We start from the raw sequence: 15,295 nt of genomic DNA on the forward strand, positions 1-15,295 counted from the left end.
AATCTCGGCTTGCGTTAAATTTCGCAAGACTTAAGCTTGGCAAAGAATCAATTAAGGATAAATGCGATGCGAACTCAAGTGGTCATTGTGGGTGCCGGCCCTTCGGGCTTATTGCTAGGTCAGCTCTTGTACAAGGCGGGCGTGGATGCTGTCATTGTGGAGCGTCAAAGCCCGGAGTATGTTCTGGGTCGAATTCGAGCCGGTGTTCTAGAACAAGTCACTTTGGATGTGTTGGCCCAAGCTGGCGTCGATCAACGCTTGAACAAAGAAGGCCTGGTTCATACGGGGTTTGACTTGTTGTTCAAGGGTGAGCGGCACCGGATTGATTTGGAAGCGCTAACGGGCGGGCAGAAGGTGATGGTTTATGGCCAGACCGAAGTGACCAAAGATTTGATGGACGCCCGCAAAGCTGCAGGACTCTCCACCATCTATGAAGCCAATGACGTGACCATTCACGATTTTGACACTGAAAATCCAAGCGTGTCATACGAAAAAGATGGTCAGCGCATCACGATTTCATGCGATTTCATTGCAGGGTGCGACGGTTTTCATGGCGTTTGCCGAGCCAGCGTGCCAAGCAAGTCGATTCAAGAATTTGAAAAAGTTTACCCCTTTGGATGGTTGGGTGTGCTGTCTGATACGCCCCCAGTGCACCATGAACTCATATATGCCAACAGCCACCGTGGTTTTGCACTGTGCTCACAGCGCAGCACCGTCCGCAGCCGTTATTACTTGCAAGTGCCCCTAACCGACAAGGTAGAGCAGTGGTCTGACGATGCCTTCTGGCAAGAGTTGCGTCTTCGACTCGACCCCGAAGCCAGCGAGCAATTGGTCACTGGCCCCAGCATTGAAAAAAGCATTGCACCTTTGCGCAGTTTCGTCACAGAACCTATGCGCTTTGGCACGATGTTTTTGGCAGGCGATGCCGCGCACATCGTACCGCCCACGGGTGCCAAGGGTTTGAATTTGGCGGCCACCGACGTGAAGTATTTGTCGGATGCACTCATTGAAGCCTGCGTTGAAAAATCGCATGCCGGCATCGATCACTATTCCACTCGATGCTTAGCGCGCATTTGGCGTGCAGAGCGCTTCTCTTGGTGGTTCACGAGCTTGATGCACCGCTTTCCCGATCAAGGCGAAATGGGGCAGCGCTTCCAGGAAGCAGAACTCAACTACCTCATCAACAGCGAAGCAGGCTCACGCACCATGGCTGAAAACTACGTGGGCTTGCCACTTAACTTTGGTGAGTGAGCGTAGAACACTTAGTCGGCTTTGGCGCCAGAGCTTTTCACCACAGCAGCCCACTTTGGTACTTCGGCCTTTAAGAAGTTGCTGAACTCAAGGGTGTTGTTGGGCGCGCTGGCCATGCCCAATTGTCCAAAGCGTTCAATTACCTCAGGCGATGCCATGGCGCGATTGAGGGCAGCATTGAGTTTGGTCACCACGTCGGCGGGTGTGCCAGCGGGTGCAAAAAATCCGAACCATGTGTAGTCGTCAAATTCTTTGTAGCCAAATTCTGTGATGGATGGCACATCGGGCAACAAGGGTGAGCGGGTGGCACTGGTCACTGCAATGGCTTTGAGCTTGCCCGATTTGATCATGGGCACTGCAGGTGGCATGGAGGTCGATGCAATTTGGGTATGGCCTGCCACCACCGCATTGACAGCAGCAGCGGGCTGATAAGGCACATGCACAATATCAACTTTGGCTGCCATTTTCAGGCGCTCCATCGACAGGTGAGTGGTGGTTCCAATGCCTGAAGATGCGTAACTGAAGGGCGATTTCTTGGCAGCTTCCACCAGCTCTGGCAAAGTCTTGGCAGCCACGCTGGGGTTGACCGTGAAAATGTTGGGCGTTTTGGGGCCCAGTGCAACAGGTACAAAATCTTTCAGGGCGTCGTAGCCTGCATCGGCATAGAGCGAGGGATTGACAGCAAAGGCCACGCTGTGAACCAAGATGGTGTAGCCATCGGGCGCTGCTCTTTTTACTTGACCGCTTGCAATGTTGCCGCCAGCGCCACCTCTGTTTTCAACAACGAAATTGCCACCCGTGAGTTCATTGAGTTTTTGCGTCAAAGACCGAGCCACAATGTCTGACGAGGCGCCAGGTGCAAAGGCCACCAACAGCGTCACGGGCTTGGCTTTGGGCCACTCAGCTTGAGCCCAGCTTGAAAGGTGCACGCTGCCGAGCAGCGCCAAACTCAGAAGTACCTTGAAAGAATGAACCATGAATATGTCTCCTTAAAATTCAAACCACTTTAGGTGGTGGACGATTGTGGGACCAACGAAAAATCAAACGCCACTTCTTTGAATGGCTGGGTTAAACCAAATTGTTTGGCAACTTCTTGATTGTGGCAATCTTTGACATCCACAATCAAGCCAGGTCTGACCCCAAACACGGTGTCATTGTCGATATAGGCTGAGCCCGATGGGAAAAGCTCGGTCACCAAACCCACGTAGCCGGGCGCACTCACAATTATGTGAAAATGCGCAGGTCGCCAAATGCCTCTGTTGCTGGCTGCCAAGAGCGCACCCACCGGCCCGTCTGTGGGCACCGTGTAGGGGTGAGGGCGGATGGTCAGTAAATTAAAACCTCCCTGTGCATCACAGTGAATTTTGCAGCGCAAATTTTGGGGATCTTGCGCAGCGTCTTGAGCAGGATACAAACCATTGTCTGCGTTTTGCCAAAAATCAATTTGTGCGTTTGGAATGGGCTTTTGATGAACGTCCAAAACACGGCCATGCAACCAAACGCGTTCACCTGGCTGACCGTGGGTGAGATCGCAACCATTGGGCTGAATTTGTGAATCGTGGTTGTGAAATGGCCCCAACACGCTGCTGGGTGTACCGCCTGGAGGCTGAGATACCACATCGACCATGGAGGAGATGCCCATGATGTCTGAGAACAAGCTAAATTCATTGCGCTCATGGTCGGTAATTTGGGCAGCAGCAGTGAGAAATTCTAGGCCCTTGAGCCATTCAGCTTTGCTTAAATTGGACTCACTCACAAAGGCATGCAAGTGTTTGACCAACAAAGCCATCACTTCGGCCAAGCGAGGATCGGTGGCATTGGAAAAACTGTTTATTGCATCCCGTGTGACTGGGTTGTTAAGGTGCTCTTTATTAATATGCTGATTCATGAATGTCCTAATATCATGGTCATGACTGTACAGCTTTGATGGCCCCTTGATCAATGAGTTTGTTGGCTACCGTTACACCCAGTTGGCTGGCCTGCTGAAGGACATCCTTCGACTGAAGATCGATGCTGCATTGATCTTTGGCATGGATCAGTGCTGCCTTGGGCTGAAGTGGGTCGCCCCATGCTGCATGGATGGAAAGCGTGTTGCCAGTGAGAGTGGCGTGCGCTGCCAAGGGCATGGAGCAACTGCCCCCCATGGTTCGGCTAACGCCTCTTTCTGCGTACACCCGCACCGCCGTCGTGAGGTGATTTAAGGGCTCCAAAATGCGTGCAAGCTCAGGTCGATTGGCGCAAATTTCAATGCCAATGGCGCCTTGACCCGCAGCAGGAATCATGGCGTCTAAAGAAAATGATTGTCGAATTCGATCGTTCAAGCCCAGTCGTTTCAAGCCTGCAGTGGCCAACACAATGCCAGCATATTGGCCTTCATCGAGTTTTCTCAGGCGAGTGTCTAAGTTGCCGCGGAGGGCCGCAATTTGGAGGTCAGGGCGCAAAGCTTGAAGCAAAACCGTGCGGCGCAAGCTTGAAGTGCCCACTACAGAGCCGAGCGGCAAACTTTCGAGGCTTTCAAAATGTGGTGACACCCAAGCGTCTCGCGGGTCTTCACGCTCAAGTATGCAATTGAGCTCAAAACCCTCAGGCAAATCCATGGGCACATCTTTCAAAGAGTGAACAGCAATGTGCGCGGTGCCTTGGTCCAACGCAACCTCGAGCTCTTTGATGAACAGGCCCTTGCCGCCCACCTTGCTCAGAGGTTGGTCCAGAATTTGATCCCCCATGGTGGTCATGCCCAACAGGGAGACCTCATGCCCTTGAGCCTCCAGCAGATGCTTGACATGATTGGCCTGCCACAAGGCCAGTCGGCTTTCGCGTGTTGCAATGATGATTTTGGAGGTCATAGAAGATCAAGAATTAAGTAGACGCTTTGAGCTTTTTGGCGGCATCGATGGCGAAGTAAGTGAGGATGCCATCGGCACCCGCGCGTTTGAAAGCCAGCAAACTTTCCATCATGACAGCATCGTGGTCTAGCCATCCGTTTTGGGCAGCCGCTTTCAGCATGGCATATTCCCCCGACACTTGGTAGGCAAAGGTGGGTACTTTGAATTCGTCTTTGACGCGGCGCACAATGTCCAAGTAAGGCATGCCAGGTTTGACCATGACCATGTCGGCACCTTCTGCAATGTCCAAACCTACTTCTCGCAGGGCCTCATCTGAATTGCCTGGGTCCATTTGGTATGTTTTTTTGTCGCTCTTGCCGAGGTTGGCAGCAGAGCCGACGGCATCGCGAAATGGCCCATAAAAAGCACTGGCATATTTGGCGCTGTAAGCCATGATGCGTGTGTGAATGTGACCTTGATCTTCGAGGACTTGGCGAATGGCGCCAATTCGGCCATCCATCATGTCGCTGGGCGCCACAATGTCAACGCCCGCTGCGGCGTGAGTCAGGGCCTGCTGCTTCAACACTTCTACTGTGATGTCGTTCAGGATGTAGCCAGACTCATCCAGCAAGCCATCTTGGCCGTGGCTGGTGTAGGGGTCAAGCGCAATGTCGGTCATGATGCCAAGCGCAGGAAACTTCTTTTTAAGGGTGGCAACCACATGCGGAATGAGGCCCTGTGGGTTGGTAGCCTCTTTGCCATCGGGTGTCTTGAGGTGGCTGCTAATGACTGGGAAAAGCGCCATCACTGGGATGCCCAAGTTCACACACTCTTGTGCCACGTTGAGCAACAAGTCGAGGCTCAAGCGCTTTACGCCGGGCATCGACGCCACGGGCTCGCGCCTGTTTTCGCCTTCTAAAACAAATACCGGATAAATCAAATCATTCACGCTCAATGCGTGTTCGCGAACCAATCTGCGGCTGAAATCGTCACGGCGCAAACGACGGGGTCTACTGAGTGGAAAGGGTGTTGTCATGATGTGCTTGCTTGAAAGGGTTTGAGAGGTCTGATTATTTTCGCGAAGAATGTTTGTGGACGGCCTCGATGAGCGATGTGACGTGCTCTGGAGGCGTGTTCTGATGAATGCCATGTCCCAAATTGAAAATATGAGTAGGGCCAGTTTGATTCATGTCAGTGTGCGGTGCGCCAAAGCTGTCTAAAACGCGCTTAACCTCCAGCTCAATGCTTGCAGGCGGTGCAAACAAGACATTGGGGTCTATATTGCCTTGAAGCGCTTTGCCAGGGCCGCCCACATTGCCGCCCACCAAGGCACGTGCTTTGCCTAAATTCATGGTCCAGTCGAGGCCCAGAACTTCACAATCCAAATGTTTCATTTCTTCTAGCCACAGGCCGCCACCTTTGGTAAAGACGATTCGGGGAATTTGGCGCCCCTCTGAATGCGTTTTGAGACGAGACAACACCATCGAAGTGTAGTGAAGGCTGAATTGCTGAAAAGCCCCATCGGCCAGTACGCCGCCCCAGCTGTCAAAGATCATGACAGCTTGAGCGCCCGCGTCTATTTGTGCATTCAAATAATCTGCGACAGACAGCGCATTGATTTTCAAAATTTGATGCATCAAGTCAGGGCGGCTGTACATCAAGCTTTTGACATGCCGGTAGTCATCTGATCCTGCGCCCTCAACCATGTAACACGCGAGGGTCCAAGGACTCCCTGAAAAGCCAATTAAGGGCATCCGTCCATTCAAGGCGCTTCGGATAGACGTGACAGCATCAAACACATATTTCAATTTGTTCATGTCTGGCACGTGAAGTGCAGCCACAGAGGCTTCATCTCGCACCACTTTTTCGAAGCGAGGTCCTTCACCTTGTGCGAAATGAAGGCCCAAGCCCATGGCATCAGGCACTGTGAGAATATCGGAGAACAAAATGGCTGCGTCGAGGGCATACCTGTCCAGAGGCTGAAGTGTGACCTCCGTGGCAAAGTCTTTGTCGGTTGCCAAGCCCATGAAGCTGCCGGCTTTTTCACGCGTTGCTCGGTACTCCGGCAAATAACGACCCGCTTGCCGCATGAGCCAGACTGGCGTGTGATCAGTGGCTTGTCTTAAGCAAGCTCGTAGAAAGCTGTCATTTTGTAAAAGAGTTGCCATACAAATGGATGTATTTTTTTTAGAATCCATAAAGTGTCAATTTAACTTGACGATTTGTCAATTCTAGTTAAATTAAACCCCTTTCTTGAAACATGTCACGTCCTTTGAAAACATACATAGACACTGGGCTTGTTTTGTTGGCCATTGCCCTGTTCAGCCTCTGGACCCCCGATCTAGACCGCGCTGAGCTGGAGCAGCGCTATGCCGCCTCAAAGTCTCAGACGATGGAAGTGGATGGCTTGAGGCTGCACTACAAAGAGTCGGGTCCTAAAGATGCGCCAGCTTTGCTGTTGTTGCATGGCTTTGGTTCGAGCTTGCAAACATGGGATGAATGGGCGCTGAAGTTAGAGACAAGCTATCGCGTGATCAGGCTCGATTTGCCTGGGTTCGGCCTTACTGGTGCCAGCCCATCGCGGAACTATTCTGAAGAAAACGACCTCGCCTTGCTCACCCAGTTTGCCGACAAACTAGGCTTGGACAAGTTCTCAATCATCGGCCACTCCATGGGCGGGAAAATGGCTTGGTCCTTGGCAGCCTCTCAGCCCGAACGTGTACAAGCCTTGGTACTCATGGCTCCGGATGGTTTTCCAGAAGCCAAAGACATTGGCAGCAAGCCTTATGAAGTGCCAGCCGTCATGGGCGTTATTCAATATTTTTTACCCAAATACTTTGTTCAAAAATCAATTGAACCGGCGTTTGTGGATGTCAAAGCATTGAATGAGGCCTTGGTGAATCGCTATTACGACATGCTCAGGGCACCCGGCGTGCGGGGTGCTATTTTGGACAGATCGAACCAAACCATTTACACAGATCCTGTGCCGCGTCTGAAGAACATCAAAGCGCCAACGCTGCTTTTATGGGGTGCGCAGGACCAGATGATTCCAAGTGCCAATGCTCAGAGCTATGCAGGTGTTTTGTCAAACTCGACCACCATCGTGATTCCCAATTTGGGGCACTTGTTGCAAGAAGAGCAAGCAGAAAATGGTCTGGCCGCAGTGAAACAGTTTCTGGACGCTCAGTTATTGGCAATCAAGCCATGATGTTTGGACTTTAAAAAACTGCGTGATCACCGCGTTCTAAACTTGCTTTGCCGCTGACCAAAGCTTGGTAGCAATCCCACAGAGTGTCTTGTCCCGTGGAGGGGGTGGCGTCTGCATCGTAGCGGCCTTGGGTCTCGTCCCAAACCAACATCGATTCGGTGGCGTAGTAGCGACCGATGCGGGCCAATTCAGCTTTGTTGGCCAAAGTTGGAATGAGGTGGCCCAACAAAGACAAAGTGCCAATGATGGCATCCATCATTTTGACTGGCACGTGGCTGTACTTGGGCGTTTTACCGAGCAATGAGAAAAGGTATTCGCCCTGTTGCAAAGGCGTGATGGCAGGACCGGGCCCCCCGATGGGCAAAATGCGATTGTGCAGCGCGGGGTCGGTGACACACTGCGCCAAATAGTTGCCCAGATCTTGGTCACTGATGGGTTTGCAGGCCGTGAGTTGGCCATCGCCAAACAACAAAAAAGGTTTGCCCTTTCTAACCCGGTCTATTTGACCGCAAAGTGATTTGAAAAATGCAGTGGGCCTAACGATGGCATAGCGCATGCCCGACATCACCAAGGCGTCTTCAAAGGCCAATTTGGCATGCTGAAACGCGAGCAGAGGTTTTTGCACGCAAATGGCCGAGAGCAAGACAAAGTGTTGCACACCTGCGTCTTTGGCTACCTGCAATGTCAGTATGTGCGCAGCATGGTCAATGGCCCATGCATCTTTGGGATTGCCAGTGCGGGAGGCCAAACAAGACATGACCGTATCAAAATGTTCGCCCGCAAAGCCATCTTGGACAAGAGACTTTGAATCAGTGACATCACCTGTTCGGAAAATAGCGCCGGGCAATCGCGTTTGCCAATCTTGCAATGTGAGTTTGCCATTCACGCCTGCCTTAGCGCGAATGAAGCACACCACCTCGTGACCTTCGCGCAGCAAAGATTTAACGGCAGCTTGACCAATGGTGCCTGTGGCGCCCAATACCAAGACACGTTGCCTGGCTGGCGTATTCAAGGGTGCGTTAGTAGCCATCTCTTTTGGCTTTGGCGCGTGCGCGCAAATCAGCCCCGTGGGCTAAACCAGCTGTGATTAAAAACAAAGCCATGCCGGGCCAGAACCCAGGTGTTAGTGCGCAGCGCAACGCCAGCATGAGTGACAGGCCCGAAAGGATGGTTAACAAAACATCTTGCACCACCAAGCCGCGCCCTGTGAGTTGGTGAAAGGCCCACAATGCAAAAGTTTCGATGACGATAAAGCCAATTGCAATGTCGACCACCAAGGTCGATTGGTAAATATCTTCTAGGTTCACACTTTCGCCAAGCCCAACAAGTGCGCCATGTCTTTGAAGAAAATCTTCACGTGTGCCATTGGTTTTTTGCGCACCAATTTTTTATTCATGTACGACTCAAACGTGAGTTGCTGCACATCGCGGTCTTCGCACATTTTGACAAAGCGTTCGCGTCGCTTTTCGCTGCTGTACCAAAACCATTGCATGATGCCCAGCACCGTAAACACAGTGCGGTGCTCTTTCATAAATTGTTTGCGAGCCATTTGCAAATTTTTAGCGTCGCCTGTGTGCAGTACCTTTTCAACGGCATAGGCCGCTAGCTCACCGCTGTACATGGCGTAGTAAATACCTTCGCCTGATGCAGGCGCTACCACGCCGGCTGCATCGCCAGCCAACACCACATCACGGCCGTTGTCCCATTTTTTTAAAGGCTTCATGGGCAATGGCGCACCTTCACGTCTGAGGACTTCGCTGTTGCCTAAGCCCGATGCATTGCGCAATTCGCCCACCGCATTGCGCAGTGAAAATCCTTTGTCGGCACTGCCAGTGCCAATGCTCAAGGTGTCGCCATGCGGAAACACCCAGCCATAAAAGTCGGGTGACAACTTGCCTTGGTAATAAACGTCACAGCGAGTGTCGTCATAGCCTGCAGGCTTCACTGCTGGCGCTTTCACAATTTCGTGGTACGCAAACACGTATTGCGTCTCGGCTGCGCCTGTTACGCCCCCTTGTCTTCCAACTTGTGACTTCGCACCATCTGCGCCAATGATGGTGCGCGCTTTCACCATGGCAGGCTTGCCGCCGCCGCGTTGTTGGTGCTCACGGGCTTCAAAATGCAAAATGCTCAAACCGTCTTCATCGCGCGTGAGCTTCTCAAAGGTGCCAATGCGCCTGACAGCGCCTGCACTGGCAGCACGGACGCGCAACCACTCGTCAAATTCAGCGCGATCTACCATGCCCACAAAGCCGTTGTCGATGGGAATGTCAACGCCATGGTTGCTCGGGGAAATCATGCGTGCAGATTTTGCCTTGGCCACCAGCAGATGGTCTGGGATTTCATAGTCTTTGATGAGGCGTGGCGGAATGGCGCCGCCACAAGGTTTGATGCGACCTGCCCTGTCCAGCAACAAAACCGAATGTCCTCGCTTGGCCAATGTGTGCGCCGCCGTAGCGCCTGCAGGACCGCCACCCACCACCACAACGTCGAATGTTTCTATGGAGCTCATGACATCACCTTATGAAAGTAAACCGCGCAGGGCGAAGGCGCTGACCATCATGCCCGCTACAAAAAATGGCACACCAAAACCGCTGTACCAAAGGGCGCGTTGCATCACACGCGTTAAAAAATAGTCCATCATCAAAAGCTGAATGCCCAGCAAGACAGTCACTGCCAGAGCGTGCGCAGGACAGCCCCAAGCAAACAACAAAATAATCACAAAGACTTGCGGCAAAGCCATGAACCAACAAGCCACGCCTGCAGCCGACTGAACGCCCAGTTGAACTGGCAGTGAACGCACACCCATTTCGCGATCACCTTGAACCGCTTTGAAGTCATTCAGGGTCATGATGCCGTGGGTGCCGATGCTGTACAAAAATGCCAGCAACAAGGAGCGTTTGTCAGGCATTTGGCCGCCCGCCATCACAGCAGCGCCGGTGGCCCATGCAATGCCCTCATAACTGATGCCGCAAGCCGCATTGCCCCACCAGCCGTTTTCTTTCAATCGAAAAGGCGGTGCGCTGTAGGCCCATGCCAGAGCCAATCCGACCACCGCTGCGCCAAAGCCCCAAGGCCCCAACAAGCTGGCCACAGCCAATGAAACCAAGGTCCACACAATGGCGATGTAGAGGCCCCAGCGGCCTGGCATGCGGCCAGAGGGAATAGGGCGTTGGGGTTCATTGATGGCATCGACATGCCGGTCAAACCAATCGTTGACTGCTTGGCTGGTGGCGCACACAAAGGGGCCGGCCAATGCAATGCCAATAATGGCCAATAGCCATTTGCCATCCATGGCAACACCCGAGGCCACAATACCGCAAGCAAACGCCCACATTGGCGGGAACCAAGTGATGGGTTTGAATAACTCAGTGACAGCTGAAAGTTGAGGGAGGGCCATGGTATGTGTTTTACTCATGACACATTGAAGTGTCAAGTAAAATTTACACATCCTATGGTTTACACCGAGGGCACCGTGGTTAGGGTGCCTCAAAGTGAAGGGTGCGGTTTAGGCTTCTGGCTCGTTGTCTGGTACGTTGATGCCGAAGCGGCGCAGTTTGACGTACAAGCTTTGGCGTGACAGGCCCAGCATTTCTGCGGCTGAAGAACGGTTGTCGCCAGTGAGTTCAAGTGCGGCTTCAATGCACATTTGCTCGATCAGGTCGGTGGTTTCGCTCACAATGTCTTTGAGCGGAACACGTCCTACCAGTTCGGTCATTTGCCCCTTTGATCTGAACACATCGTTGCTAGATTTGGACTCTGACCCCAAGCGCAAACTGATGTCTCGGATGGTGAACCCCAAACAGGGTTGTTCACCACTTCCTACTGAGACGGCAGAAACTTCAACCTCCGTGGCAGAGCCAAGATCACCCCGCATCCGAGTAGCAAACAATCTTACAACATCGCGCTGCTTCAAGTTAGATATCAAAACCTTCATGTCCACGCCGGCCCGACCAAGCCATCGGTCTAGCGGCTCGCCTTGAATCAGGGCTTCGTTGCTGACTTGCGCCATCTGCAAAAAGGAGCGATTGGCTGAGAGAACAATGCCATTCAGATCGGTGACAACCAATGCGTCGGGGGCACTCTCCATGACCTCTGACAACAACTGTCGTGTTTGGTTGTTGGCAGACAATGCTGGACGCGTCTGAATTGGCAAAAGGCGGATGAGAAAGTGAGCCGACTTTTCCTGACGGAAAAGTGAAACATGTGCCAATACTTTGATTTCTCCCTGAGGCAGGGTTAAAGCAACAGGGTTTGATTGGCCGCTGGCAAGCAACTCTGCAAAAGCTTTGTTCAAGGCCGTTGAACTGGCTTTGTCCAAACTTGATGCGATAGACCAACCCGATTTGTGCAGGTCGCCGCCCAGCAATTCAAATGCGGCAGGGTTGCTGTCTTCTAACTTTGAAGTGTCGGCATTGAGAATGAGCATGGCTTCAGATGAAACCTGAAACAACAAGCGGTAGCGAGTCTCAACGTTTTTAAGGTGCCAGTAGTCGCGCTCCATGGCGCGTTGGGCGTTGAGCACTTTTTGCTGAAGAGCAGCTTGGGGACGCAGGTCACGGCCAAAGGCCAATGCACGAACACGGCCATCTGTTTTGCCAGATGGCAAAGTGATGACCGAATAGGACAAAGGCAGGTCGGTACCATTGTCAGCCCATTGGTTGAGTTGCCGCCACTTGGTGCTTTTGTCGCTGGCCATGTCTCTGAGCAAGGCGTTGACCTTGGTTCGGCTTTCCTCGGTGACTGTTTGCCCCCAGGGCTTGCCAACCCAGTGCGTTCGGCCAATGGTGAGCAGTTCCTCGTTGGCAAATGCGGCGTCTTCAATGAGCCCATTTTCATCCATGACGAGCACCACATCTGCGGTCGTGGTGATCAAATTGGAAATGACATTGGCATCCAAGTGCCCAAAAAGGCCCTGTGCATTTTCAAAGCGCCCGGGCGATTGCTCCGATGCTGTTTGAAAACTTGTGTTCATAGGGTTTGCTTTAGTAGGTTAAGTTGAATGGTTTAGATTGAGGCTTAGGCGTTGGCTTTAGCTTTGGCTTGAATGTGTTTTTGGACCAGCTCAGGTGCTAGGTTGGCTTCTTGGACAAAGAGATCGGCTCCAACTAAGCTGACTTTGTCTGGGTTAGTAGCAAAGTAAGGACCACCAACAATTATGCACAATTTATCAGGGCTGACTGATTGCCGAATGGCTGAAATGCATTCTTTCAAACGGTTAAATCCGAGACCTGTTGCCAATGAAAATCCAACAGCATCGTAGTGCTTGGCCTTGACCAAAAGTGCTGGATTGTCGGCGGCGGCAAAAGTACCGCCATCGACGGCCCAGCCATCGCGCTGGAAAAATTCGGCCACCATGGCCAAACCCAAGGTGTGCTGGTCGCCAGGCGATGGCATTAGCAAAATACTCAAGCCATTTGGAACATATTGTTCATGCAGCTCACTCATGGAGGGCAAGACATGCAGAATTTTGTGCAGTTCGGCCAATCCCAGCGTAACTTCAGTGAAGTCGCGTTCATCGTCTTCCCAAAGCTCGCCCAATTGCCTGGCTGCAGGGGCTAACAGGTTTAAAAAGATCGATTCGATGCTGACGCCTTTGGCGCGTGCTTCATCAATCCAAACCAGACCCTCAGCTTGCCGACCTTCTAGCAAAAGATTGACAAAGTTGGTGACATCTGTGGGGGTGATGCTGTATGGCATGACCAAATTGGGCATAGCACACTCAATGGGCGTGCGATGGGCCATCATCAACCTAGGGATGATTTCATTCTGAATAGTTCGCGCCAAAAGTGCCACGGTAGAGCTGGCTGGCGCAGGGATAGGGGCAACACCCGGCGTGCCATCGAAGCGGCTATTGGCCGGCTCGCCGAAACCGCGCCAATGCCCCGCTTCACTGTTTTCAGGGTAAGGGGACCCTTGGGCCTTGTTCCCATTACGCTGATTTGAATTGTCCATTGGTGTCTCCTACATGCTGAAAGAACTTAGCCCAGCAGCGTATTCATTTCATCTTTTGACTCTTTTACGCTTTGAATTGACTTAGGTCAAAGCTTATTTTTATCCCACTAAAACAGTCGGGAATTAAAACATATGTAACTAAGTATTTACGTCAATCAAAGTTGACAAGTTGGGAAAGAGGGAATAAATTGCCCCCATGTCCGAAAAAACCCCAACTTTGACAAACGCAAGCGAAAGCGCGGTCAAGGCGCGCCGACCGCTTTACACCCCAGAAGAACGGCTGCGCCGCGATGGCACCTATTGGACTTTCGTGCAAGGTTTGTTGGCACCTATTCAGTTTTTCATTTTTTTGGGCAGCCTAGGTCTTGTCTTGAGGTATTTATTCACTGGCGAAGGCTTAGAAATTGCCAATGAAAGCGTGGTGGTTAAAACATTGGCGCTCTACACCATCATGGTCACAGGCTGCATCTGGGAAAAAGTTGTATTTGGCCGTTATTTGTTTGCGCCTTCTTTCTACTGGGAGGACGTTTTCAGCATGCTGGTGCTGGCATTGCACACCGCCTATTTGTATGCCATGTACACGAACAAACTTCAGGGTGCTGAGTTGATGTATTTGGCTCTTGCCGCTTATGCCACGTATGTGGTGAATGCAGGTCAATTCATTCTGAAATTGCGCGCGGCACGCTTAGATCAAGAAGCCCAATTGCGACAAGAAGCTGCGAATAAACATTCAAGATATCAGGAGATGCCAGCATGAGCGTGGTGAGTTTCCCTGTACCAGTCACCACAGCCGGCGGTTGCAGCGATGCACCCGTTCTGCGCGAGCGCGGACAACACGAAGTGTTCTGCGTCTTAACAGGCATCATTTGGCTGCATCGAAAAATTCAAGATGCTTTTTTCTTGGTGGTGGGCTCACGCACTTGTGCGCACCTGATTCAATCGGCTGCAGGTGTGATGATTTTTGCGGAACCCCGCTTTGCCACAGCCATCATTGACGAACGCGATTTGGCAGGCTTGTCAGATGCCAACACCGAGCTCGATCGGGTGGTCAATCAGCTGCTGGCCAGACGGCCTGAAATCAAGCTGCTGTTCTTGGTGGGCTCATGCCCGTCCGAGGTAATCAAGCTTGATTTGTCGCGCGCCGCATCTAGGCTTTCTGCTCAGCATGCATCCAATGTGCGAGTTCTGAATTATTCGGGCAGTGGCATTGAAACTACGTTTACACAGGGCGAAGATGCTTGCTTGGCATCCATGGTGCCTGTACTTCCAACAGCCGATGTGAATGCTGCTCAAGAGTTGCTTGTGGTGGGTACCTTGGCGGATGTGGTTGAAGATCAGTTTTTGCGCATCTTTCATCAAATGGGCATCGAGCGTGTTCGCTTTTTCCCGCCCCGCCGTGCAGACGATCAAGTGGCCATCGGACCTGGAACACGTTTGCTCTTAGCGCAGCCTTTCTTGGCGGATACCGCTAAGGCTTTGCAAGCACGCGGCGCCAGTTTGTTGCCAGCACCTTTTCCTTTGGGCATAGAAGGCACCACAGCTTGGTTGCAATCGGCAGCCACGGCCTTTGGTGTAGCAAAAGAACGCTTTGATGCCGCAGTGGCAGCTCCTACAGCCAGAGCCACAGCCTCCTTGTCCCGCGCCAAGTTGCACTTGGAAGGCAAGAGCATTTTCTTCTTCCCAGACTCGCAGCTTGAAATTCCGCTGGCGCGGTTTTTATCCCGTGAATTGGGCATGAAATTGTTGGAAGTGGGTACACCCTACTTGCACCGTCAGCACATGGCCATGGAGTTGGCCATGTTGCCTGAGGGCACCTTCTTGTCTGAAGGCCAGCACGTTGAAAAACAACTTGACCGTTGCCGCGCTTTGCACCCCGACATGGTGGTGTGCGGCTTGGGCTTGGCCAATCCTCTGGAGTCTGAAGGCATGACTACCAAATGGGCCATTGAGTTGGTGTTCACGCCCATTCAGGGCTTTGACCAAGCGGGCGATCTGGCCGAACTGTTCACTCGTCCCTTGGTGCGCCGAATGCGCCTAGCCGCCTAAAGGAACCAGA

General features: G+C 52.2%; 15 protein-coding genes. 4 read left to right on the top strand and 11 right to left on the bottom strand.

Going from position 1 to position 15,295, the window contains the following annotated elements:
* The first annotated feature begins 66 nt into the window (after positions 1-66).
* Complete coding sequence (gene pobA / locus B9Z32_RS04780; protein ID WP_108420170.1) at positions 67-1,251, top strand: 4-hydroxybenzoate 3-monooxygenase; 1,185 nt, start codon at positions 67-69, stop codon at positions 1,249-1,251.
* 11 nt (positions 1,252-1,262) lie between these two features.
* On the opposite strand, the gene B9Z32_RS04785 is transcribed toward pobA, so the two are convergent.
* Genes B9Z32_RS04785 through hemE form a run of 5 tightly spaced genes read right to left on the bottom strand, consistent with a single transcriptional unit; the run spans position 1,263 to position 6,244 of the window.
* Positions 1,263-2,228, bottom strand: a complete 966-nt coding sequence (locus B9Z32_RS04785) for a tripartite tricarboxylate transporter substrate binding protein (protein ID WP_108420171.1) — start codon at positions 2,226-2,228, stop codon at positions 1,263-1,265.
* A gap of 29 nt (positions 2,229-2,257) precedes the next feature.
* Positions 2,258-3,139 carry a dioxygenase gene (locus B9Z32_RS04790; RefSeq protein ID WP_108420172.1) on the bottom strand — a complete coding sequence of 294 codons (882 nt, stop codon included), beginning with the start codon at positions 3,137-3,139 and terminating at the stop codon, positions 2,258-2,260.
* Positions 3,140-3,158: 19 nt separating this feature from the next.
* The gene (gene hemC / locus B9Z32_RS04795) at positions 3,159-4,097 is read right to left on the bottom strand and encodes a hydroxymethylbilane synthase (RefSeq protein WP_108420173.1); all 939 of its coding nucleotides are present in this window, start codon (positions 4,095-4,097) and stop codon (positions 3,159-3,161) included.
* Between the two features lie 13 nt (positions 4,098-4,110).
* Positions 4,111-5,112 (bottom strand): porphobilinogen synthase, encoded by a 1,002-nt coding sequence (gene hemB, locus B9Z32_RS04800; protein ID WP_108420174.1) that lies wholly within the window; start codon positions 5,110-5,112, stop codon positions 4,111-4,113.
* Between the two features lie 34 nt (positions 5,113-5,146).
* Positions 5,147-6,244 carry a uroporphyrinogen decarboxylase gene (gene hemE, locus B9Z32_RS04805; RefSeq protein WP_108421001.1) on the bottom strand — a complete coding sequence of 366 codons (1,098 nt, stop codon included), beginning with the start codon at positions 6,242-6,244 and terminating at the stop codon, positions 5,147-5,149.
* Between the two features lie 92 nt (positions 6,245-6,336).
* On the opposite strand from hemE, the gene B9Z32_RS04810 reads away from it, so the two are divergent.
* Complete coding sequence (locus tag B9Z32_RS04810) at positions 6,337-7,284, top strand: alpha/beta fold hydrolase (protein ID WP_108420175.1); 948 nt, start codon at positions 6,337-6,339, stop codon at positions 7,282-7,284.
* Between the two features lie 10 nt (positions 7,285-7,294).
* On the opposite strand, the gene B9Z32_RS04815 is transcribed toward B9Z32_RS04810, so the two are convergent.
* The 6 genes from B9Z32_RS04815 to B9Z32_RS04840 form a co-directional block, all read right to left on the bottom strand.
* Positions 7,295-8,314 carry an NAD(P)H-binding protein gene (locus B9Z32_RS04815; protein ID WP_108420176.1) on the bottom strand — a complete coding sequence of 340 codons (1,020 nt, stop codon included), beginning with the start codon at positions 8,312-8,314 and terminating at the stop codon, positions 7,295-7,297.
* Positions 8,304-8,591, bottom strand: coding sequence for a hypothetical protein (locus B9Z32_RS04820; protein ID WP_108420177.1), 288 nt, complete (start codon positions 8,589-8,591; stop codon positions 8,304-8,306). The genes B9Z32_RS04815 and B9Z32_RS04820 overlap by 11 nt, the downstream gene beginning before the upstream one ends.
* Positions 8,588-9,796, bottom strand: a complete 1,209-nt coding sequence (locus B9Z32_RS04825; RefSeq protein WP_108420178.1) for a geranylgeranyl diphosphate reductase — start codon at positions 9,794-9,796, stop codon at positions 8,588-8,590. Before B9Z32_RS04825 ends, B9Z32_RS04820 begins: the two co-directional genes overlap by 4 nt.
* Positions 9,797-9,805: 9 nt before the next feature.
* Positions 9,806-10,702, bottom strand: coding sequence for a chlorophyll synthase ChlG (gene chlG / locus B9Z32_RS04830; protein ID WP_108420179.1), 897 nt, complete (start codon positions 10,700-10,702; stop codon positions 9,806-9,808).
* Positions 10,703-10,792: 90 nt separating this feature from the next.
* A complete protein-coding gene (ppsR, locus tag B9Z32_RS04835) occupies positions 10,793-12,259 on the bottom strand; it encodes a transcriptional regulator PpsR (protein ID WP_108420180.1) in 1,467 nt (488 codons plus the stop codon).
* A 44-nt stretch (positions 12,260-12,303) separates the two neighbouring features.
* Complete coding sequence (locus B9Z32_RS04840) at positions 12,304-13,239, bottom strand: B12-binding domain-containing protein (RefSeq protein WP_108420181.1); 936 nt, start codon at positions 13,237-13,239, stop codon at positions 12,304-12,306.
* Positions 13,240-13,435: 196 nt separating this feature from the next.
* Between B9Z32_RS04840 and bchF the strand changes: the two genes are divergently transcribed.
* Both bchF and B9Z32_RS04850 read left to right on the top strand, forming a co-directional pair.
* The gene (gene bchF / locus B9Z32_RS04845; protein WP_108420182.1) at positions 13,436-13,996 is read left to right on the top strand and encodes a 2-vinyl bacteriochlorophyllide hydratase; all 561 of its coding nucleotides are present in this window, start codon (positions 13,436-13,438) and stop codon (positions 13,994-13,996) included.
* The gene (locus B9Z32_RS04850) at positions 13,993-15,285 is read left to right on the top strand and encodes a ferredoxin:protochlorophyllide reductase (ATP-dependent) subunit N (protein ID WP_108420183.1); all 1,293 of its coding nucleotides are present in this window, start codon (positions 13,993-13,995) and stop codon (positions 15,283-15,285) included. The genes bchF and B9Z32_RS04850 overlap by 4 nt, the downstream gene beginning before the upstream one ends.
* Positions 15,286-15,295 lie beyond the last annotated feature (10 nt).

Origin of the sequence: Limnohabitans sp. MMS-10A-178 (assembly GCF_003063375.1) — a bacterium.
Taxonomy (GTDB): Bacteria; Pseudomonadota; Gammaproteobacteria; order Burkholderiales; family Burkholderiaceae_C; genus Limnohabitans_A.